Raw genomic sequence first — 21449 nt, forward strand, 5'->3', positions numbered from 1 at the left:
TGCGGGCCATCGCGTCAAAGCATCGTCAAGATCAGTCTCAGAGCTACGGGAAATGACGATACTGACTCGGTGAGACATGCAGTGATACTCGGACACCGTGGAGTCATATCGTCGACGACCCGCCCGGCCCGTGGGCCAGAGAATCAGAAGCTCTCCGTCGCAACCGGACTGGCAGGGCTTTCGCTCGACGCGATGGCCTCGGTGTCGTACGGGCCAGAAGCCATCGTGTTGGTGTTGGCCCTCGCCGGCGGCGCGGGGATCGGGTTCACCGTGCCGGTGACAATCGCCATCGCAGTGCTGCTTGTGGTCCTGGTGGCGTCGTACCGCCAAGTGATCGCCGCATTTCCCGAAGGCGGTGGCGCCTACGCCGTCGCAAAGAAGCATCTGAGCCCGCGGGCAAGTTTGACCGCCGCCGCGTCGTTGATCGTCGACTACACCCTCAACGTCGCGGTGTCGATCGCAGCCGGTGTCGCGGCTCTGACCTCCGCCTTCCCTGCGCTTCTTCCCTACACGGTCTGGATCGCACTGGCGATACTCGGCGGCATCACGGCACTGAATCTGCGGGGCATCGCAGATTCCGCGCGGGTATTCATGTTGCCCACCGTGGTTTTTGTCGTCAGCATCTTCACGGTGATCGGTGCCGGACTACTTCGGGAAAACCCTGCCGCCGCCACGGCTCCCTTCCTCGCCGACAACGCACACACGATCGGCATTCTCCTTCTGCTCAAGGCATTTTCGAGTGGTTGCGCCGCATTGACCGGAGTCGAAGCCATCGCCAATGCGGTACCCAGTTTCAAGAAGCCTCGCGTGCGTAGCGCTCAGCGTGCCGAAGTAGCTCTGGGAATCCTGTTGGGCACCATGCTGATCGGCCTTGCGGTGTTGATCGAAAAGTTCTCACTGGCCCCAGTCCCCGGAACAACGGTCCTGTCGCAACTCACTTCCGCTGCCCTCGGAAATGGTGTGGGCTACTACGTCGTCCAATTCTCCACCGTGATTCTGTTGGCGTTGGCCGCGAATACCTCGTACGGCGGACTTCCCAACCTGATGCGGATCCTCGCCGACGACAACGTGCTCCCGCACCGCTTCAGCCGGAAGTCGACGCGCGACGTCTTCACGTACGGCGTCTTGTCGCTCGGAGGCGTCGGTGCACTCCTGCTCATCGGATCCGGCGGAAACATGAACACCTTGGTGCCGCTGTTCGCCATCGGTGTGTTCATCGGATTCACGCTCGCGCAGTTCGGCATGGTGCGCCACTGGCTCGCCGAACAGACGCCGGGCTGGAAGTGGCGCCTAGCGCTCAACGGTTTCGGGGCTGCGTTGACTTCGATCGCAGCAGTGGTGACGACCGCCATGAAGTTCACCGAGGGCGCCTGGCTGATCGCTCTCGCGCTCCCTGCGCTCGTCCTCGGCATGGAACGCATCCGCGGTGCGTACACACATATCGGTACGCGGTTAACCGTTCAGGGTGAGAACGATTCTCTGTCTATCGGATACAAACCAGCCGTCCTAGTACCCGTGTCCGAAATTACGTCGCTCTCCACCCGCGCGATGGCCGCGGCAACGGCGATGTCGTCACAGCCCATCGCAATTCGAGTCTGCCTGGCCCGCGAATCGACGACGGACTTCACACGCCGATGGCAAGCCCGACACCCGAATTCGCGTTTGATCGTCATCGAGGACACCGAGAATTCCGTGGGGAACACCCTCGCCCGATACATCCGCACACACTTCCCCCACCGAGAGACCTTTGTTGTCGTCGCCACCATCGACCCGGCAACCAGATGGCACCGGTTCCTCCCGAGCCAACGGACCGACGAGATCGCTCATGCACTGCGCAAACACACCGAGGCCGTGGTGTGCCAAATTCCGGTCCGGATCGATCCGGCTCACCGCGATCCCGCCCTACGCGCGTAAGCAGACGCTCAGAGCGAAGTCCCGAACAGCATGCCGAGCAGATACGTCGCGCCGGCAGCGCCGTAGCCGATCGCAAGTTGGCGTAGCGCCCGCTTGAATGGCGGCCCGCCCGAGAGTAACCCGACCACAACGCCCGTCGTCAGCAACGCGATCCCCACGAGAACAGATGCGACGATCAGAGCCGTCATGCCTTCCAGGCCGAACAGATACGGCAGCACCGGAATGATTGCGCCCGAGGCGAAGAAGCAGAAACTTGCCGCCGCTGCGCCCAACCCGGTTCCGACGGCTTCATGGTCGTCGACAACGTCCGCGGCGCCGAAGGTGCTGTTCGCGAGGACCTCGGCGGCGCGCTGGTCCGCTTCCTCGGCGGACATACCGCGGGCCCGGTAGACCAGGGCCAATTCGTTCGCGTCGACGTCGAGCAGGCCGACAGCTTCGCTGGCAGCCGGACCAGGATTGGACGCTTCCAACAACTCTCGCTGCGAGCGGACTGAAACGTACTCGCCGGCGCCCATCGACAGGGCGCCGGCCAGAAGCCCGGCCATGCCGGTGATCAGAACGATCTGGTTGGAGACGCCGCTACCGCTGATGCCGAGTACAAGGGCGAGATTGCTGACCAGGCCGTCGTTGGCTCCGAAGACGGCGGCACGAAACGTCCCCGAAAGTCTGTTCCGACCCCGAGTGGCCAAGGCCCGCACCACTTCTTCGTGGATCTTCTCGTCCGCGCCCATCGATGCAGTCGCGTCGGCGTCGTTGGGATACGGGGATCGCGTCTCCGCGCGCTGCGCAAGAGCGAGCACGAAGACGGAGCCGAAGCGCCTGGCCAGAAAGCCCAGTATCCGAGTGCGGATATCGCCGCGAAGTGGTTTGCCGACGTGATCGCCGAGTAGCGCTCGCCAGTGCGCCTCGTGTCGCCCCTCCGCGTCGGCCAGTGCGAGAAGGATTTCGCGCTCCTCGCCGCTGCGCCTACTCGCGAGGTCTCGGTAGACGGCGGCCTCGGCTTGTTCGTCGGCGAGGTATCGTCTCCAGCGCTTGACATCTCGCGGGTCTGGATCGGGTCGTGCGGCCGGAACTGTGGACATCGTGTTCCCCTTTCCGGTGAGGCGGTCACGCTTCGAGTACGCGGTCCATCCACGTCGTCAGATCGTTGATGACGTCGTCGCGGTTGGTCTCGTTGAAGATCTCGTGTCTGGCACCCGGATAGGTGTAGTAGGTGACGTCTTCGATCCCCGCCGAGTTGTACCGTTCGACTGCGACGTCGGTACGGCTCAGCGCGGCGTTGAGAGGATCCGAGGTGCCGACGAAGACCAGGATCGGAAGGTCTTGTCGCACGCCCTCGACGTCGACGAACCTCGGTCCCGCTGCGATAAGTCCACCCATGCCGGCGTCGTCCAGGCTGAAACCGCACAGCGGATCGTTGATGTACAAATCCACCTGCGCTTCGTCACGGCTGAGCCAGTCGTGCGGAGTACGGGCCGGTTCGAATTCCGCATTGAACTGGGCGAGGACGTCCGGGCCGTCGTTGACGAGGCTCTCGATCAGTTGATCGACCGCGGTGGTCCCCGACAGTGCGACGGCGTCGATCAGGTGCGAATGATCGAGGATGTACTGCTGCGAAGCGAACGAACCGAGGCTGTGGCTGAGCAGTACGACGGGCAGGCCGGGGTGTTTGTCGCGGATGATGCCCGTGAGGGTCACCATGTCTGCCACCAAGCGGTTCCAGCCATCGTCGCCGATGTTGCCTGGGCCGGCGTGCATGCTCTCACCGTGGCCGCGGTGGTCCGCCGCGTAGACCTGGAAACCGCGAGCATTCAGGGCTTCGGCAACGTGTGCGTAGCGTTTTGCGTGCTCACCCATACCGTGCGCGAGTTGAACAACCCCTCGAGGTTCCTGCTCGGTGGGCCATTCGTGGACATGAATGACCACTCCGTCGTCGCTGGTGAAGGTGAACATGCGCTACTCCCGGTGGTCGCGATCCGGACAGGTCATTTCTCATGCTAGATCCGCAGCGGCAATCCATCCGGGAAGTAGGTCCTGATCACCGGCGAGCCTGATTCGTTTCTGGACATCCGGCTTCAAACTCGGATATACCGGACACGGATGTTCCGGGGCCAGTTGTCGACCAACTTGAGGAGTACAGAGCGATGAATCCCAACCGCATGCGCAACGTCGGCTTGTTGGCGGCTCCACTTGCTGCTCTCGCCCTTCTCAGCGGTTGCGGCTCGGATGAAACGGGAACGGCCGAGAGTTCACCGGCACCCGCCTCAACAACGACCGCCTCTGCGCCGACGACCCAGACCGGCACCGCTTCACCTTCGACGACCCCTACCGACCACACCCAAACGACAACCTCGACGGCACCCAATCCCGAGGGTTGCACGATCGGGGAACTGAACGTCACCCTCGGCGAGTCGAGTGGCGCCGCCGGTTCTGTGGAGCTTCCGGTGGTCTTCACCAACACGGGCGGCCGCACGTGCACACTCGACGGTTTCCCCGGCGTCTCGTATGTCACGGGAGCGTCCGGAAGCGAAGTGGGTGCTGCAGCCGGCCGCTCCGGATCCGGTTCACTCGTCTCCCTTGCCCCTGGCTCTGCCGCAACGTCTTTGGTGCGAGCTACGAACGTCGAGAACTACCCGGCAGATCAGTGCGGCGTGACCGACGTTGCGGGACTGAGGGTTTACCCGCCCAACAGCTACGACTCGGTCTTCCTTGCCTATCCCACAAAGGGTTGCTCGATGACCGGCGCGAACATCAACCAGCTGACGGTCGCGCCGGTCGCCCGCTGAGTCACGGCTTGAGGCGTCGTAGACCCCAGAGCGCCGGCAGGAGGAACAGGCCTGAAAGGATCAGGACGAGTGCAGCTTCCGTGAACTGGAAACGCCAGAACCGATCATCCGAGTGGTAGCGAACTTCGTAGTGGTCGACCCCGTGCTGCCGCAAACAGATCTCCATCTCTCTGTTCTGCTGCGCTGAGAGCACATCCATGCGGAGGCTGTACTCGGCGCCGGTCTCCTCCGGGCGCTGGTCGTACGGGTCCTCATCGCCTGATCCACCCCACATGCACTCGTCGTATCCGATGTCGACCCAGTTACCTCGGAGGTCGACATATCCCTGCGCGAGTTCCCAATTGACCGCGGGGATACTGGTATCGCTCGAATAGTAGGAACTGAATCCGGCGACGGGTGATGTTCGGACACTCGGCTCGGCGTAATCGGGTCGTGCAACCAACTGAAATCCTGCCAGGATCGCAACAACACCGACCATCGTGATCGCCATTGCGCCGATCGAACTGCGCACCAGCAAAGCCAGTGCTGCTCCGAGCAAGAGTGACATGGATGTGTACGCACCCAAGACCAGTCCGCTGGATTGAAAGAGTGGATACGACAGGTTCGATATCTCGACGAAAGTCGAACGCCCGGCAACAAATCCATACCGGGAGTTATCCGGGAGGGATCGAGCCCATTGCAATGCAAATCCGAGCAATGCGGAAGCCACAGAAATCGGCAGGAAGACGATCAACACACGGGTCCAGAACCACCGAGTCCGACTGACCGATTGAGTAAGCCCCAGTACGTGTGTTCCTTGTTCGACATCCCGCGAAAACACGGTTACCCCGATCAACACGCCGAGGAACACCGGCAGAGCAGTAGCAACCACTGTCGTCAGGGTGAGAGCCGTCTCTGTCGTGCAGATCGCGGTGATGTCGTCGAAGCAACTGAGTGGCGATCCGAAGCGTTGGGTTTGTCCGCTGCTCTTGATGATCGCACCACTCGACAAGACAATGACTGCTAGTGCCGCGATGAATCCCAATGACACAACGAGCGATGTCCGGTGGTGCCGCCACGTAACCCAGATCATGCCGCCACCATCGTTTCTGCGCTCAGGTGCCCGAGCACCACGTCGTCGAGAGTTGCGTCGTCGATCACCCAGCCGGCCCGAGGGCTCGGACGGATTCCCTCCACCACGTGAGAATTCGACCGCACCCCCTTCTCGGTATGAATGACCGCACCGGCGCCGACCACGTCCGAGGGATCGCCGTCCCCGATCAATACGTAATGGGCAGCGATCAATTCATCCAACGGACCGGACAATCTCGCGTTTCCGCCGCCCAGCAGAAGAAGTCGATCCGAGACGTCTGCCAATTCGGAAACGATGTGTGACGACAACAGAACTGTGGTGCCGTACTCGGCAACGTCTTCGAGCAGAGTGGTCGCCACAGACCGCCGCGCCACGGGATCGAGATCTGCCAGAGGCTCGTCGAGTAGAAGCAACTGCGGCCTGCGTCCGAGCGCCAAAGCCAGTGCAACCCTGGTTCGTTGACCTGGTGACAGTGTCTTCGCCTTTGCATCGAGAGAAATCCCAGCGCGCTCCACCAGATCCAGAGCGTACTTCGCATCCCACTCGTCGTTGGTGTATGCGCCGAATCGAAGAAGTTCTGCAACAGTGAATTTGGGGTACAGGGGCTTGTGCTGAGCGAGGTACGACAGGCCTGGGCAGATGCCGTCCTGATCCGGCGTGCTGCCCAGGACGGAGATCGAACCATGGTCAGGCATCGTCAACCCGACCGCCAAGGACATCAGTGTGGACTTGCCCGCTCCGTTCACCCCGACCAGGGCAGTGATGCTTCCTGTCGCGACCTCGAATGTGCAGGCGTCGAGCACCTTCTTCTTGCCGAAGCGCTTGTCCACGTCCTGCATCGTCAGTGCCAATTCTTGCGCAGTCATGATGTCTCCCCCTGCTTTCCGGACGGATCCGATTCGATGAACGTCTTCTCGAGCTCCAAACTCACCAACGCTTCGATGTCCGTGCGCTCGAGTCCGGCGGCCACGGCATCTGCCACACAGCGGGCCAACTCGCGCCGTAGCGCAGAGCTTTCCGCCATACCGGGCTTGGCCAGGGACTTGACGACGAACGTGCCCAATCCGGGCCGCGGAGCAACAAGTCCGTCGCGCTCGAGTTCCTTGTAGGCCTTCAGGACTGTGTTCGGGTTGATCGCGAGCGCTCCCACGACGTCCTTGGCTGTGGGCAGCCGATCCCCGACTTGGAGATCACCGAGCCTGAGCGCCTGCTTCACCTGAAGGACCAATTGCACGTAAGTGGGAATGCCGGATCGGCGGTCGATACGGAAGTCGCTCATCCGAACCCTTTCACTAGTTCATTAGTGGAATAGATATTTACCCTGCCTTGACCTCCCGGGTCAAGCCAGACGACCCCTGTAAAGTGCAGATGCCCCGGTTCACCGGGGTGCCACGCTGCTCGTGTGAAGTTCGGTGAAACCCCGGCACTGTCGACGCAACTGTGAATTCGCCCGTCACTACTCGAGGCGAACGAGTCAGGTCACCGGCCTCGTGGCGACACGATGGTTCTCGGACGAAGGACCGCTCGTGGCGCTTCGCCTCGCGGCCGCGCTGCTCGCGACCCTTCACCACTAGCGGAGGGGTGGCTGTGAGTACTCGGCCGACACGTAAATTCAGATCTGTACTTGCAGCACTGACGGTGAGCACCGCACTGCTTGCCGGTGCCTGCAGTAGCTCGACGTCCGATGCACCCGCAACCACAGCGGCCTCGGACGGCTCGTTCCCGGTGACTGTTGTTTCCGGTCCCACGGATTCCGGCACGGACATCACCATCGAGTCACGTCCGCAGTCGATCGTGTCACTCAGTCCCAGCGCCACCGAGACCCTGTGGGCCGTCGGCGCGGGCGATCAGGTGAAGGCCGTCGACAATCAGTCCGACTACCCGGCCGGTATCCCGGTCACCGATCTCTCGGGCTTTCAACCGAACGTCGAAGCCATCCTCGGCTACGCACCGGATCTGGTGATCGCATCGGATGACATGAACGATCTTGTCTCCGGACTGCAAAAGGCGAAGGTGCCGACACTCCTACTACCGGCAGCGACGAGCATCGACGACGTCTACGCCCAAATCGAGCGCGTCGCGAAGGCCACCGGCCACGAAGACAAGGGCACCGAAGTTGTCGACACCATGCGCTCGGACATCGACGCCGCTGTCGCCAGTGTTCCTGCGCGCCAACAGCCGCTGACGTACTTCCACGAACTCGACTCCTCGCTCTACACCGTCACGAGTTCGAGCTTCGTCGGGCAGATCTACTCGCTGTTCGGAATGAAGAGCATCGCCGACGCCGCGGGGCAGGGTGACTATCCGCAGTTGTCCGCCGAATTCGTGGTACAGGCCAATCCCGATCTCATCTTTCTCGCAGACTCCCAATGCTGTGGAGTGACAGCAGAATCCGTCGCCGCTCGACCCGGGTGGAGCGGCATGAAAGCGGTTACCGGCAACCAGATCCATGTGCTCGACGAAGACCTCTCCAGCCGCTGGGGACCTCGTGTCGCCGACCAGGTGAAGGCCGTCGCGGCCATCGTTGCCCAAGTTCCCGCGGCCTGAGCACTCGATGATCAAAGCCGGTATCTCCCAACATCGGACCGCCGTTCTGCTCGGCGCCGCGCTCATTCTGTGCGCTGCATTGCTGATCGGTGTTCTGGTGGGGCCGGCCGGATTGACGCCTGATCGGACCATTCTCGAACTTCTGGACGGAATACCCGGCATCCACCTCGATTCCGGCCTCACCGCAACACAGCAGGCGATTCTCTGGCAGATCCGGCTTCCGCGAGTAGTCCTGGGCGCGTTGGTCGGAGCAATGTTGGCGGTAGCCGGCGCCGCCTACCAGGGCGTGTTCCGAAATCCCTTGGCGGATCCGTATCTCCTCGGAGTTTCCAGCGGAGCCGGACTGGGCGCAACCCTCGCCATCGTTTCGGGTGGAGCGCTGGGCATGTTCGGAATTCCCATGGCCGCCTTCGTCGGTGGTGTGCTGGCAGTGTTCGCAACTTATTCGCTCGGTCGAAGCATTGGCGGGCCGCAGAACGCGGTAGTCATCATCCTCGCCGGTGTCGCAGTCGCAGCGTTCACGAATGCAGCGCAGACTTTTGTTCAGCAGCGGTTCGACGATTCACTGCGCGAGGTCTATTCCTGGCTACTCGGCGGACTGTCCACCGACGGTTGGTCGGAAGTTCTGGTTGTCCTGCCGTACGTTGCGCTGGCCTCAGCCGTCATCCTGGTACACCGGCGTGTACTCGACGTGATGGCCGTCGGTGACGTCGAAGCCGCCAGCCTCGGCGTCGACCCGGCCAGATCACGCCTGGTGCTGGTGCTCGCCGCAACTCTGGGAACGGCCGCGGTCGTGAGTGCAAGTGGACTCATCGGCTTTGTCGGAATCGTTGTTCCCCATGCGGTTCGACTGGTCGTCGGCCCGTCTCATCGGCTGCTTCTCCCCCTGTCACTCATGCTCGGAGCGGCGTTTCTCGTCCTCACCGACGTTGCCGCCCGCACGGTCATGGCACCGGCCGAACTCCCCATCGGAGTTGTAACCGCGATGATCGGCGCTCCGTTCTTCCTTCTGGTTCTGCGCCGCAGCCGGGTCTCGGCATGACCGACAGCGCAGTGCGGTGCCGCGACCTCCGAGTCAACCTCGGCGGCAAGGACGTCGTCGACGGCATCGATCTCGATGTGACACCGGGCGATTGGGTTGCCGTGGTCGGGCCGAACGGCGCCGGCAAGACAACCTTGATGCATGCCCTCGCTGGATTGATTCCGTCTACCGGTGAGCTCTCGGTCGGGGGACTGAGTCCTCGCAATTCCAGCCGCAAGGCGATGTCCGCCGTCGTCGCGTTGATGCCTCAGCGTCCGGTAGTACCCGAGGGCTCAACGGTCAAGGAACTGGTTGCGCTCGGCCGTACTCCGTATCTACGACGATTCGGAACCGAAACCGCCACAGATCGTTCGGTGATCACTTCGGTGATCGAAAGGCTCGACCTCACCGAGTTCGCAGATCGACGAGCCACCGAACTTTCCGGCGGCGAATTGCAACGCGTGGTCCTGGCTCGGGCACTGGCTCAAGAGCCGCAGGTACTGCTCCTGGACGAACCCACCAGCGCCCTCGACATCGGTCACCAGCAGCAGGTTCTCGACTTGGTGGAGGAACTGCGAGAAGACGACAACATCACGGTCATCGCCGCGATGCACGATCTCACTCTCGCGGGTCAATACGGTCGACGAATTGTGCTGCTGGACAAGGGCAGCGTGGTTGCCGACGGTACACCCTCAGCGGTGCTGGAGGCAGACCTCCTCGGCCGCGTGTACGGCGCTCGCGTCGAAATCCTGGAACGGCCCAGCGGTCCCATCGTTGTTCCGATTCGGCAGGAAGGCACCCGCTGATGGAACTGGTGATGCTCGGCACCGGCGCTGCCGACGGTTGGCCGAACCCGTTCTGCACTTGCCCTTCCTGCCTGGCGGCATTGTCGAATGAAACCATTCGCGGACACACCGCTGCCTTGCTGGACAACCGCATCCTGTTGGACTGTGGACCCGAAGTACCGCGCGCCGCGTCGCGATTCGGTCGCACGCTGGCACACGTCGAACACATCCTGCTGACGCATTCTCATCCTGATCACCTCGGCCCGATGGCATTGCTGTTCCGGTCCTGGGCGTCTCGCACCGAACCGCTCCAGGTTCTCGGACCACCCGACGCGCTCGCTCTCTGCCGAGACTGGGTGGGCCCGGATGACCCGGTGACCTTCACACCGCTCGAGACCGACCAGTCGATCATGTTGGGCACCTATCGTGTTCGCGCACTCGAGGCCGCGCACGAAGTACCCACCCTTCTCTACGACATCACCGACGCATCCGGAACCCGAATCTTCTGGGCCACCGACACCGGGCCTTTGCCCGAATCAATTGTCGACGCCCTTGCCGACGCGCGTTTCGACGCCGTCTTTCTCGAAGAGACCTTCGGCTACAAGACCGACCACGGCACCGGGCACCACGATCTGTCGAGTTTCGCGGAGACGGTGTTGCGGCTCCGCAACTGCGACGCGATCACCGATCGAACCGATGTGGTCGCCGTACACCTCGGGCACCACAACCCCGTCGAAAACGAACTCTCGGAAGCACTTCGTGTGTCAGGGGCGCGAGCGGTTCCGGATGGAGCTGTGCTCGAGATCGGGGTAGGACAGAGCCATCGAACTCTGGTCACCGGTGGCGCCCGCTCGGGCAAGTCCACTTACGCGGAGGGCCTGCTTGCCGGCTACCGGCACGTCACGTACATCGCCACCGGGGATCCGCTGGACGACGATCCCGACTGGATCGAACGAATTGCGTCGCATCGCGCGCGGAGGCCGCCGACGTGGACGACGGTAGAGACCTCCGAGGTCGCCGAAATTCTCGTGGCCGCAACAACACCGATCCTGATCGACTGCCTCGGCACGTGGTTGACCGCACGTCTGGATCGACACCAGGCGTGGGCGACAAAAGATCTCAGCGCCGTCCACGCAGATATCGACCGGTTGGCCGACGCCTGGACCGCCTGTCCGGTTCCGATTGTCGCCGTCACGAACGAAGTGGGAAGCGGCGTCGTCCCGGACACGAAGTCCGGGAGGCTGTTCCGCGATCTACTCGGTCTGGTGAACAGCCGAATCGCCAGTGAATCGGAGTCCGTGGTCCTGATGACCGCCGGGCTCCCCCTGAGCCTGCGCGTGTGACGTCAGAGCAATCCGGTGAGCTGACGCGCACAATCGAGTAGGAAACCGACCAACTCTCGATCCTCGTCCGTCACTCGCCCGCTCGCTCCCTGAACACACAACCCGCCTGCCACCTGGTCTGCGTGATCTCGAACCGGTACTGCCACCGCGGATCGACCCAGGCGGCATTCCTGGTTCTCGAATGCAAAACCCTGCAGGCGAACAGACCTCAACTGCTCATACAACGCATCGAAATCACCGAGGGTGAACTCCGTGACCCGGCGAAGTTCTAAACCCGAAAGCAACCGCTCGTCGTGCGCCAACAGAACCTTCCCCAGCGCATTCGCGTGAAGGTTCTTGGCCAGTGCGGCGATTCCGATGATCTCGTGGTCGGGATCCTTGTCGACGAACCTCAAGCGCCCACCGGTAAACGAGGCTACGTGCAGACCGAACCTCGTGTGTGTCCGCATGTCTTCGACGCGCTCGTGCAGGGTCGGCCCCGGACCGCTCGCCGACGCTGCATGTGAGAGCTCGGCAGTTCGACGCCCCAACGCGAACCCTGACAGGTCTGGCACCCGCACGAGAAAGCCCTCGGCCACCAGCAGATTGAGCATCCGATAAGCCGTTGCCGAAGGGACGCCTGCAAAAGTGGCGATCTCCTTCGCGGTTGTTCCCGGTCCCAGATGAGCCACCGCCTCGAGCATCCCCAGCGCCTTCTGAACCGCACGCGGTTGTTGTCCACTGAAGTGGGTCTCTTCGCCGATCCGTTTGTCTGATCGTGGACCAGCGGTTGCACGGTCCGCGGTCACCGCCCATGCTCCGGCGAGTTACCCTCGGCGGCCCCACGATCCGGCACGAGTCGCCTTCGCCCGTCACCGTCGATCAGCAGAGTGCCCGCACCGGGCAACAGGTCCGCCGTCTCGACGCTGTCGAAAGCTCCGACCATCAGAAGGCTTTCCGGTCTGGCTCTACGGAGCAATGCGCTCCACACTGTCCCCGACACAGCAACAGCAAGAGCAGCGATCGGCAGTGCCCACATCCCGTGAACCGCACCGTCGAGAACGATGTAAACCAGTAGACCGGCACCGGCGGCACTCACGGACAGGGTGCAAATCCGGGTCAGCGACGTATGTTCCCCGATTCGGCGCAAGAACTTCCACGAAGCCAAGGCCACCAGCGTGTAAGCGCAGACCAACGCGGTCTCCACCACGCCGTCGAAGGATCCCGAATCGTCGCGAACCGTATCCGAATAGATGAATACGCCCGCCGCACTTACCGCGACGAACGCAAGTACCGCAACGTACGGGGTGCGGAACCGTCTGTGTACGCGAGCGAGCGGCGCAGGCAGTACCCGTTCGATCCCCATCGAGTACAACAACCGCGAACCCGCCTGCGCACAACCGAGAGTGGATGCGAACCAGGAACACGTCATTCCGATCTTGACTGCCAGAACCACTTCCGCGCTGGCTCCGGATGCCGTTCCTTCGAAGTACGCTCCGACGATCGTTGCGCCGTGGCCGGTCATCGCCGCCCAGGCTGCAAAAACGAAGAGGACCCCGCAGATGATCGGCGAAATGAGAACCGTGCGTGTGACGCTGATGAGTGGTCGTTTCGCTTCCGGGCCGAAGAAGGCCGAGCTTTCGAAGCCCGCCATGCTGAGCACCGTCAGCATCGCGAGAAACGGAACTGCACTCAGCGACGGATTCGGCAGGGCAACAGCAGTTATCGTGTCACTGTGCGTCGCCAGCATGACCACGACGATGAGAATCAACGAGCACGCTTCGACGACCAGGATCGCTCGGGTGGCGAACCGGACGCCTCGCACTGCAATCCACGCGACGGCCAGGGCAATCGCCACCGTCGTGATCACCGTCGCGGCAGGCCCTCGCACGTCGGGGCCGACAATGGCGATGGTATCGAGCAGACTCGGAACTGCCTGCGAGAAAACCGAAACCGAGATTCCGAGATACCCGAGTACCAGTGCGGCACCCGCCGTCAGTGTCGCCCGGATACCGGAGCCTTGGAAGACGAAGCTGTACAACGATCCTGCTGCGGCCAGTCTCCGCGTGAACTGAGTGATGCAGAACGCAACGAGAAACACCGCCGAAGTTGTCGCAGCAATCGCAGCCAACCCGACGTAGCCGGGACTGTAGGTGATCATCCACAGGGCGATGAACACCATTCCCGTTGCCGGAGCGATCGTGGAAAGTGATTGCCCCAACAGGTCGATCGGGGTCAGACGTCCTCGTCCGAGACCACGGAGCGGGGAGAACACGGGCTCACTGTGTTGATCCGCATTCTGCGCTCGCGTGATCGCCGCACGCAGTGCCGCACTCACGGCCATGAGTCACCGTCCGTCGCGTCCAGGCCCGAACCTACGAGCGAATTGTCAGAATTCGGTCAAGTTAGTCCGCTTATGTTTCCGCGCAGTTTCCACGATGGCGCGCACAGAACTTTCAAGTGAGAATCCGACTCTGTTTCCCACCCAGCGTCATGCCGGATCAAGGGCGGCCGACGGTATCCGGCCCCTCCGGGAGCACCTTGACCTGCGAGTTCTCCGATTCTCACACGACAACTGCTCTCTCAGTTGCACCTCGTCCAGGCGTAGCGCGGTCGACGCGGATTCGCAGCATAGCCCGTACAGGATGTGTCCCACACACCACCGGCACTACCCGAGAGGAACGGAGGAAGCATGGACTTGGTCAGCGCCACCACTTCGGCGATCATCGGATTTGTTCTCCTGCTCGCCGGCATTCCCAAGCTGAACGACCACGACGGGGTCCTTCGTTCGTTGCGCGGATACAAAGTGTTGCCGGTGCGACTCGAAGTACCGCTCGCTCGCATCCTTCCCGTCGCGGAAACCGTCGTAGGCATCCTTCTGGTTCTCGGCGTGGCCCATCGCCTCGCCGCCTTGGTTGCTGCCGTCATGTTCGCGTCGTTCTTCACGGGCCTCACGATCAACCTCCTGCGTGGGCGACGCGATCTGGACTGCGGATGTTTTGCATTCGGAGTCGGCGAGATTCCGCGTATCGGATGGTTCCACGCCGTTCGCGCCGGAACACTCGCGGTGATCGCTGTGGCACTGTCGGTCACCGCCGGACAGGCTGAGATCGGCGTCCAGGTCGTGGCGACGACCTTCGGATTCCTCCTCGTTCTGGCGGGAGTTGCGCTCGCACAGATTCGTTCGGTGGTCCACCTCGGACGACGCCCGGTCGACGACTACCTGTCGAGCGCCTCCATCCGCCTCCGAACCGCCGAAACCGCGTCCCGGTACGGCTCGTGAACTTACATCCCCACCACTGAAAACTCGAAGGCAGGACTACCACGATGACCACTTTCCTCCTTGTCGCGACAGTGATCCTGGTGATCGCCGTAGCCGTACTGTTCTTGATGGTTCTTGCTCTGGCTCGTGAAATCGGCCGCGTACAAGTACGTCTCGGACCTCTCGGTGCCCGGATGATGGATACCGGGCCCAAGGTCGAACAGGCCGGCCCATCGTTTGCCGGTCTCATCGATCAGGAAGGACGGACCGTCGGAGTCGGTGGTCACCGCGACAAACCTCAACTCCTGCTGTTCACAGCACCGAGTTGCTCGACGTGCAAGAGCCTTCTTCCCGGCGTAAGGGCAATGGCCCGAGCCGAATCGGATCTCGACGTGATCATCATCTCCGACGGAACACCCGAAGAGCATCGCGAGTTCCTGGCCGGCAGCGGGATCGGTTCCGAGCTCAGTTACATCGACGCTCGAGACGTCGGTATCGCATACCAGGTGGGCACCACTCCGTACGGCGTGATTCTCGACGAGCACGGCAAGATCCGAGGAAAGGGCCTGTGCAATCACATGGCTCAGGTGGAAAGCCTCCTCAATGCGCTCGAATCCGGCACCCCCTCACTCCAGCACCTTCATGCCCAGGCGAAATCCGGCAGCGCGGCCTGATCTTCCTGCACAGTTCGATCCTCTTCACGAATCAGGAGAAAATCGTTGGACGACAATGAATTCCCGCAGCACAACATGACGGAGAATCGATATCCCGTCGACGAGGCGACAGTTCAGGCCCAGGCCGAATGGATGGCGGGCCAGGGCGGTTCGCTTACCAGCCGAACCGGACGTAAACTCTCCGAACGAGTTTCGCGGCGATCCATGATCAGTCGGATCGGCAAGTGGACCATGGGTGTGTCAGGAGTGGCACTGATCAGCACACTTCCCGTGACACGTAGTGCCTTCGCCCAAGAGCCCGAGGTTCCTGCGCCGGCACCTGGCCCCGAACCTCTTGTCCCTGTCTACGACGGTAAAGATCCGGCCGAGTGCGAGTACTGGCGCTGGTGCAACATGGACGGAACGTCCTGTGCCGCATGCAACGGCGGCGGTGTCACCACCTGTGCCCCCGGCAGCAAGCCCGGCGCAGAGTTCTGGGTCGGATGCTGCACCAACCCTGATACCGGCAAGACCTATCTGATCGCCTACTACGACTGCTGCGGTGCGCCTTCGTGTTCCAACGCATTCTGCGGCGAACCGGACATGCAGGCCGTGATGTACAACCCGGTCTCCGGAAGCTACGACCAGGAAATCATCTGGTGTGTCTCCGACGAGTCCCAGGCATACACCTGCACGATGGCGCCCATCATCGGTGAGGACTGCCAGACTCGACCGGCCGAGCGCCCCAAGGTCGGTGCCGGATCATGAGCAGTCCGCGAACCCGAAAACTGGCGCGACCCGCCGTTGCCGTCATCCCACTCACCGTCGTACTCGCGCTGGCCGGTTGCAGTTCGTCCGACAACGACGAACCCTCCAGCGCAGGTGATGTCACCTATCCGACAGTTCCGTTCACTGCACCGGGCGAGGGAATCTCCCTCGGTCACGACGACCAGGAAATCGACGACACCATTCCCGAGCCGTTGCACGTCGGTTCGATCACCCCGATCGCAGCTGACCGCTTGCTGGGCGTCGAAGGTGGATTCGGCCAACTCGAGCTCAGCGTCAACGTCATCGATCCGAAAACCGGTGTGGCCGAGAGCCGGATCACCGTCGGCCCGGGTATCTGGGATCCGGTCATTCACGGATTCGTCGGGGATTCCGCCGAGGATCCTGCGGTGCTCGCTGCCGAGGTGTGGCGGCCCCGAGGTTCCCGCGGCGCGGCAGATTTCACGGTCAGCACCTACTCCGGGAACCTACTGGAACCAGCCGAGGTCATGCTTCCGGACGTCGCACGCGTACATTCCCGTCCCGGCTCGAACGCCGTGACCTCCGACGGCAAGTTCTTCGTCACGTGGGACGACGGTTTGTACGGCATCAGAGTGGTCGACCTCGAGAAGAAGGAAGCGACCGGTGCACTCCAGATAGTCGGCTGCGGTCCGTTCACGTGGATGGTCGATCACGAGCTGTACAGCGTCTGCGAGGACACCCGGGAACTGCTGCACGTCACGATCGGTGACGACGGTGTTCCGAAGGAAACCGCCCGAAGCAAGGTCCTACCCGAGGATTTTGTCTCCACCCGCAAGGTCACGTGGGCCTCGAAAGCGAATAAAGCCTTGCTGGTCAGTGAGAACGGCGATGTGTACGTCTTCGACTTCTCCAACGGACTACCTCAGGAAGGTGTCAAGCCGATCGGAAACGCCGGGCAGGACTCCGGTCGATTCTCGGAGAACGTCATCAACGCCGACGCAACCCGGCTCGCAATCGCGTACACGGACACGGCTATTCATCCGGACTCTGCTCGGGGAGGCTCACTGGTCAAGATCGACTTGTCCGATGCAACGACCTTCGCCCCGGTGAAGAGCTTGACGCTTGCAGACCTCGGCTTGACAGACATCAAGAGCATGACCTTTTCCGTCGACGGCGCCACGTTCTACGTGCTCGGTACCGGACCTGAGGTCGAAGGCTCCGCTCCGCAGAAGATCGTGGGTTACAACGCGAGCACCGGCGAGCAGGTCAGTTCCGTCGATGTCTCGGGCAACGTCGGGGATGTCAGCGGGTTGATCACACCAGAAGTACTCCGATGAGTCGTCCCGGATCCGGTGTGGTGATGGGCCGGCGCCGCTTCCTGAGTTTGGGAGCACTCGGCGCCGGAGCACTCGGACTCGGCGCAATGGGGACGATTGCCGGATGCAGTTCCACTGCAGCATCTCCGACGCCGACGACCGATCTCGACTACATCCTGCCCACCGACCCGGAAGTTGCCGCCGCAGAATCGGCGCGAGCCTGGAACGGGACCACCGCTGCGTTTGCCCTTGCCGCCGGATTCTCGACGGTAGATCTTGGCGGACGCCTCGTGGACACGTGGACGTACGGAGGCGCTGCGGTGGCTCCGGAACTTCGCCTGAAGTCCGGTGACCGGGTGAACGTCAGCGTCCAGAACGGCCTCGACGCCGAAACAACACTGCATTGGCACGGAATTCGAATCCGCAACGACATGGATGGCGCGGCACCCACCACGCAGGCTCCCATCGGCGCCGGTTCGAGTTTCGAGTACAACTTCATCGCACCGGATCCGGGAACGTACTGGTACCACTCGCACAGCGGATTACAAGCCGATCGGGGGCTGTTCGGCGCCTTGATCGTCGAGAACCCGAACGACATCACCGGGGCCGACATCGATGCCGTTCTGGTGCTCGACGACTGGCTCGACGGATTGGGTACCACACCGGATTCCGTCCTGATGGCCCTGAACCCGGCAATTTCGGGCGGGCACGGCGGACACGGCGGTGGGGCAACAACTCCGGCGGAACACTCGGAAGCCGACATGTCCGTCGCGCAACAGTTGGTGAGCGGCGGACACGGTTCTTCCGAACCACTCGGCGGGATGACTCAACACATCGCGTATCCACTGCACTTGATCAACGGGCGGCCACCCAACGATCCTGCTGTCGTGACTGCAGCGCCCGGTTCGACCCTGCGACTGCGAATCATCAACGCAGCCGCCGAAACTCCGTACCGGTTTGCTGTGGCCGGTCACGAGATGACAATTGTCGCTACCGATGGCTACGACGTGGAACCAACTCCCGCCGACACCATCATCGTCGGAATGGCGCAGCGCTACGACGTGCTGGTGACGGTGAAGTCGGGAACATGGCCGGTGGTGGCGAAGGTCGAGGGCCGAGATGGTTATGCGTCGACCGTCCTACGCAGCACCGACGCGTTGGCGCTGGCGAACCTGGATGTCGGCGGAAACCTCTCGGAACTGGCCGGCCGACTGGTCACCGAAAGCGAACTCCGGCCCACGGAATCCGCACGGCTCGAGACGAAATCGCCTGATCGCGACTACCGCATCGAGTTGATCCAGGCCGGCGATCGGTACGTCTGGGGAATGGCGGGGGCCGATGCAGGCAAGCTCGTCATGAAACAGGGCGAACGGGTCCGGATCACGATGAAGAACGCGTCCACGATGTGGCACCCCATGCACACCCACGGCCACACGTTTGCGGTACCGGATTACGGCGGACTTCGCCGCGACACCGTCAACGTCCTACCCGGCACCGAGCTTGCCATCGAGTTCGACGCCGACAATCCCGGCGAGTGGATGTTCCACTGCCACAACGCCTACCACTTCGAGGCCGGCATGACGGCAAATCTGCGTTACGTCCGCTGACAAGTCGAAGAATGGAGAGAACACCTCATGAAGAAACTCGTTCCCGCTTTCCTGGCCGCGTGCGCTGCCCTGAGCCTCACCGCCTGCAGTAGTGATGCCGGTGCGTCGTCGGACGAACCTGCAGTCGTGATCGAGGTGAAGAACATGGCGTACACACCGGCATCGGTCACCATCGAGAAGGGACAGACCGTCGAATGGAAGTTCGACGACAGCGGACTCCCCCACGACGTGGTCGGCAACGGTGATCTCGACGGGAAACTGAAGAGCGAGTTGCTCACCGAGGGAACCTTCTCGTACACGTTCGACGACGCCGGAACCTTCACCTACCACTGCACGCCCCACCCGATGATGGTGGGCACCGTGATCGTTCAATAGTGAGGAGGTGGATCGCCGGCTTCGGCCTCGCCGTCGCGGCGACGTGTGTCCCAGCATGCGGCACAGAAGATCCCGTCCCCGACGTGGTGGTCGAGATCAGCAATGTTCAGTTCAGTCCGATGGACGTCACCGTGGAGCACGGCGGCACCGTCGAGTGGCGCTTCGACGACGGCGGACTCCTGCATCACGTGGAATCACCCGGCCTGTTCGACAGCGGTATCACCGGAGACGGAACGTTCCGGCACACGTTCGAGAGCGTCGGAGTCTACGAATATTCGTGCTCCGTGCACCCGTACATGATCGGAGTCATCACAGTGCTGTGAACTCTGGCTCATCACTTTTCGCTGCGACTTCGGCTCGACACTTTTCCTGAACCACAAACACTTCGGAGGATCTGATGACTACTGTTCTCTCACACGGCCCACTGCAGACCGACGTCCCTGACATCCGGCCGACCCTTCAAGGCTCGGTCGGCACCGCGACCCGTGTCAGCCTCGTCGCGGCGGGCGCCGCTGCGGGTGCCGGCCTCGCACTCGTGGCCACGCCATCTGCGACAACAGCTTTGACCACAGCTGTTATCGGCGCCGGACTGGTTACGTCGCTGGCCGCGAACTGGTCGACCTGCGGAATGTCCGTCGCCGGAGTTGTTGCGGCGCCGAAGCAAGTCGATCGGAAGGGATCCTCGACTCCCGTCCGCCGACTCGGCTGGCACGCTCTGGGTTCGGTCACGACGGGAGCCGTCACCGGGGCATTGATCGGCGCTCTCGGTGCGGCGATGTCCGGGTACGTGCCGATCGGCTGGGCACTGGGCGTCTGGGCCGTCGTCGCGGTTGCATACGGGCTGCATGAATTGGGTGCGGTGAGCATGCCGACTCCGATGCGGCGCCAACAGCTTCCGCGCCATCTGCGCCGCACGATGGCGCCGTGGAAGGTCTCGCTGATCTTCGGCGCGATCATCGGTCCGGGATTTCTGATCTTCATCCGCTCGAGTGCGTACTACCTCTTGGCACTCGGCGTCATGGCTTCGGGTACACCGGCTCTCGGGGCGGCGCTGTTCACGGTCGTATCCCTTGGCCGCTGCATGCCCAGCCTCGCGGCAATCGTGCACACCAAGCGTGGTGGCTCGATGCCGGGATTCCTCTCGATCATGTGCGTCGTGGACCGTCGCGTGCAGAGCGTCACCGGCGCGGCATTGATCGCACTGGGAGCATTTGCCGCCGCAGCACTGATCTGACTGTCGAGCTAGCACCCTTCACCTCGAGTGAACACACGCTCCGACTCTCCGGAGCGTGTGTTCACTCGACAGAAACCGTGCGCACTCACCCCGCGTCAGGGAATCGACAGCGCCACCTGGACCGAGTCCTCCGACGGCGACGTCACCTTTGCGTCCCGACTCCAAAGCATGTCCAGCGCTGCCTTGGGCTTGGCAAGAACCCACTCCCGCGCGGCATTCTTGATCAGCGTCGGAGTTGCGCACCCGCAATCGCTGTTCACACCGTCTGCGTCGATGCCGACGTCTCGGCACAATGCAACAGCGCGGGGCACGTGATACCCCTGAGTGACGATCAACGCCTTGGTCACCCCATACGTATGTATGGCCCGGAAGCAGGTGTCATAGGTGTCGAGGCCGTACGGATCCCCCACGATGCGACGCTCATCTATTCCCTGCTCCACCAGGTAGTTCGTCATCGCCGCGATCTCGTCACCCGAGCCGCCGTTCGCGTCGCCGGAGACGAGGACCGCTTTAGCCTTTCCCGCTTCCACCAGTTCGACTGCTGCGTCCAGCCGCCCTTTCAGGAAAGCCATCGGCTTACCGTCCTTGATCTGCGCGCCCAGCACGATCACTACCGGAGCATCGGGAGCATCGGCGGCGTCCGACGTATGGCCGGCCGACGCCACGGAAATCCACACGATCGAGCCCGCGTAGACAACTGCTCCGAGCACCGCAATGCCTGCGACCCAACGAGGCCACCTGCGCTTGCGCGGCGGTTTCACTGGATCTGCAGCAGCTTCGTCCATTCGTCGATCAAACCACACGGTTT

General features: G+C 62.4%; 22 protein-coding genes. 14 read left to right on the plus strand and 8 right to left on the minus strand.

Translation table 11 applies throughout. The annotated features are described in order from the left end of the window. The first annotated feature begins 81 nt into the window (after positions 1 to 81). Positions 82 to 1914: an APC family permease gene (locus P0M12_RS08700; RefSeq protein ID WP_058226642.1), complete on the plus strand. Its 1833-nt coding sequence runs from the start codon at positions 82 to 84 to the stop codon at positions 1912 to 1914. 8 nt (positions 1915 to 1922) lie between these two features. On the opposite strand, the gene P0M12_RS08705 is transcribed toward P0M12_RS08700, so the two are convergent. Together P0M12_RS08705 and P0M12_RS08710 are read right to left on the minus strand one after the other, a co-directional pair. Continuing rightward, positions 1923 to 2996: a VIT1/CCC1 family protein gene (locus P0M12_RS08705; protein ID WP_007729922.1), complete on the minus strand. Its 1074-nt coding sequence runs from the start codon at positions 2994 to 2996 to the stop codon at positions 1923 to 1925. A 25-nt stretch (positions 2997 to 3021) separates the two neighbouring features. Further along, on the minus strand, positions 3022 to 3867 hold the full coding sequence (locus tag P0M12_RS08710) for an alpha/beta hydrolase (RefSeq protein ID WP_047271960.1): 846 nt from the start codon (positions 3865 to 3867) through the stop codon (positions 3022 to 3024). Between the two features lie 191 nt (positions 3868 to 4058). On the opposite strand from P0M12_RS08710, the gene P0M12_RS08715 reads away from it, so the two are divergent. Continuing rightward, positions 4059 to 4700: a DUF4232 domain-containing protein gene (locus P0M12_RS08715; RefSeq protein WP_058226643.1), complete on the plus strand. Its 642-nt coding sequence runs from the start codon at positions 4059 to 4061 to the stop codon at positions 4698 to 4700. Between the two features lies 1 nt (position 4701). Here P0M12_RS08715 and P0M12_RS08720 read toward each other — a convergent pair whose 3' ends face one another. Genes P0M12_RS08720 through P0M12_RS08730 form a run of 3 tightly spaced genes read right to left on the minus strand, consistent with a single transcriptional unit; the run spans position 4702 to position 7051 of the window. Beyond that, positions 4702 to 5772, minus strand: coding sequence for a hypothetical protein (locus P0M12_RS08720; RefSeq protein WP_063892107.1), 1071 nt, complete (start codon positions 5770 to 5772; stop codon positions 4702 to 4704). Continuing rightward, positions 5769 to 6638: an ABC transporter ATP-binding protein gene (locus P0M12_RS08725; protein WP_007729672.1), complete on the minus strand. Its 870-nt coding sequence runs from the start codon at positions 6636 to 6638 to the stop codon at positions 5769 to 5771. Before P0M12_RS08725 ends, P0M12_RS08720 begins: the two co-directional genes overlap by 4 nt. Beyond that, positions 6635 to 7051 (minus strand): GntR family transcriptional regulator, encoded by a 417-nt coding sequence (locus tag P0M12_RS08730; protein WP_277377594.1) that lies wholly within the window; start codon positions 7049 to 7051, stop codon positions 6635 to 6637. The genes P0M12_RS08725 and P0M12_RS08730 overlap by 4 nt, the downstream gene beginning before the upstream one ends. A gap of 308 nt (positions 7052 to 7359) precedes the next feature. On the opposite strand from P0M12_RS08730, the gene P0M12_RS08735 reads away from it, so the two are divergent. Genes P0M12_RS08735 through cobU form a run of 4 tightly spaced genes read left to right on the plus strand, consistent with a single transcriptional unit; the run spans position 7360 to position 11468 of the window. Next, entirely contained in the window at positions 7360 to 8319 is a 960-nt protein-coding gene (locus tag P0M12_RS08735; RefSeq protein ID WP_003940083.1) for an ABC transporter substrate-binding protein, read from the plus strand. A gap of 7 nt (positions 8320 to 8326) precedes the next feature. Then, on the plus strand, positions 8327 to 9361 hold the full coding sequence (locus P0M12_RS08740) for an iron ABC transporter permease (RefSeq protein ID WP_019745569.1): 1035 nt from the start codon (positions 8327 to 8329) through the stop codon (positions 9359 to 9361). After that, entirely contained in the window at positions 9358 to 10146 is a 789-nt protein-coding gene (locus P0M12_RS08745; protein ID WP_058226645.1) for an ABC transporter ATP-binding protein, read from the plus strand. Before P0M12_RS08740 ends, P0M12_RS08745 begins: the two co-directional genes overlap by 4 nt. Next, positions 10146 to 11468: a bifunctional adenosylcobinamide kinase/adenosylcobinamide-phosphate guanylyltransferase gene (gene cobU, locus P0M12_RS08750; RefSeq protein ID WP_058226646.1), complete on the plus strand. Its 1323-nt coding sequence runs from the start codon at positions 10146 to 10148 to the stop codon at positions 11466 to 11468. Before P0M12_RS08745 ends, cobU begins: the two co-directional genes overlap by 1 nt. Positions 11469 to 11470: 2 nt before the next feature. Here the strand turns inward: cobU and P0M12_RS08755 are convergent, their stop codons facing one another. Continuing rightward, the gene (locus tag P0M12_RS08755; RefSeq protein WP_277377595.1) at positions 11471 to 12256 is read right to left on the minus strand and encodes an IclR family transcriptional regulator C-terminal domain-containing protein; all 786 of its coding nucleotides are present in this window, start codon (positions 12254 to 12256) and stop codon (positions 11471 to 11473) included. Then, positions 12253 to 13791, minus strand: a complete 1539-nt coding sequence (locus tag P0M12_RS08760; RefSeq protein WP_277377596.1) for an APC family permease — start codon at positions 13789 to 13791, stop codon at positions 12253 to 12255. The genes P0M12_RS08755 and P0M12_RS08760 overlap by 4 nt, the downstream gene beginning before the upstream one ends. Before the next feature lie 348 nt (positions 13792 to 14139). On the opposite strand from P0M12_RS08760, the gene P0M12_RS08765 reads away from it, so the two are divergent. The 8 genes from P0M12_RS08765 to P0M12_RS08800 all read left to right on the plus strand — a co-directional run bounded on the left by P0M12_RS08765 (position 14140) and on the right by P0M12_RS08800 (position 20641). Next, on the plus strand, positions 14140 to 14730 hold the full coding sequence (locus tag P0M12_RS08765; protein ID WP_256082569.1) for a MauE/DoxX family redox-associated membrane protein: 591 nt from the start codon (positions 14140 to 14142) through the stop codon (positions 14728 to 14730). 44 nt (positions 14731 to 14774) lie between these two features. Next, complete coding sequence (locus tag P0M12_RS08770) at positions 14775 to 15383, plus strand: redoxin domain-containing protein (RefSeq protein ID WP_019745575.1); 609 nt, start codon at positions 14775 to 14777, stop codon at positions 15381 to 15383. A 75-nt stretch (positions 15384 to 15458) separates the two neighbouring features. Further along, on the plus strand, positions 15459 to 16130 hold the full coding sequence (locus P0M12_RS08775; protein ID WP_029256402.1) for a methylamine dehydrogenase light chain: 672 nt from the start codon (positions 15459 to 15461) through the stop codon (positions 16128 to 16130). Further along, on the plus strand, positions 16127 to 17446 hold the full coding sequence (locus tag P0M12_RS08780) for a hypothetical protein (RefSeq protein WP_277377597.1): 1320 nt from the start codon (positions 16127 to 16129) through the stop codon (positions 17444 to 17446). Before P0M12_RS08775 ends, P0M12_RS08780 begins: the two co-directional genes overlap by 4 nt. After that, entirely contained in the window at positions 17443 to 19032 is a 1590-nt protein-coding gene (locus P0M12_RS08785; RefSeq protein WP_277377598.1) for a multicopper oxidase family protein, read from the plus strand. The genes P0M12_RS08780 and P0M12_RS08785 overlap by 4 nt, the downstream gene beginning before the upstream one ends. A 27-nt stretch (positions 19033 to 19059) precedes the next feature. Beyond that, positions 19060 to 19407 carry a plastocyanin/azurin family copper-binding protein gene (locus P0M12_RS08790; protein ID WP_003940240.1) on the plus strand — a complete coding sequence of 116 codons (348 nt, stop codon included), beginning with the start codon at positions 19060 to 19062 and terminating at the stop codon, positions 19405 to 19407. Beyond that, on the plus strand, positions 19407 to 19730 hold the full coding sequence (locus P0M12_RS08795; RefSeq protein WP_080712742.1) for a cupredoxin domain-containing protein: 324 nt from the start codon (positions 19407 to 19409) through the stop codon (positions 19728 to 19730). The genes P0M12_RS08790 and P0M12_RS08795 overlap by 1 nt, the downstream gene beginning before the upstream one ends. 74 nt (positions 19731 to 19804) lie before the next feature. Further along, positions 19805 to 20641, plus strand: a complete 837-nt coding sequence (locus P0M12_RS08800) for a hypothetical protein (RefSeq protein ID WP_042925930.1) — start codon at positions 19805 to 19807, stop codon at positions 20639 to 20641. 95 nt (positions 20642 to 20736) lie between these two features. On the opposite strand, the gene P0M12_RS08805 is transcribed toward P0M12_RS08800, so the two are convergent. Next, the gene (locus P0M12_RS08805) at positions 20737 to 21426 is read right to left on the minus strand and encodes a YdcF family protein (protein WP_019745580.1); all 690 of its coding nucleotides are present in this window, start codon (positions 21424 to 21426) and stop codon (positions 20737 to 20739) included. Positions 21427 to 21449: the final 23 nt, after the last annotated feature.

Origin of the sequence: Rhodococcus sp. RCBS9 (genome assembly GCF_029457415.1) — a bacterium.
Classification (GTDB): domain Bacteria; phylum Actinomycetota; class Actinomycetes; order Mycobacteriales; family Mycobacteriaceae; genus Rhodococcus_F; species Rhodococcus_F qingshengii.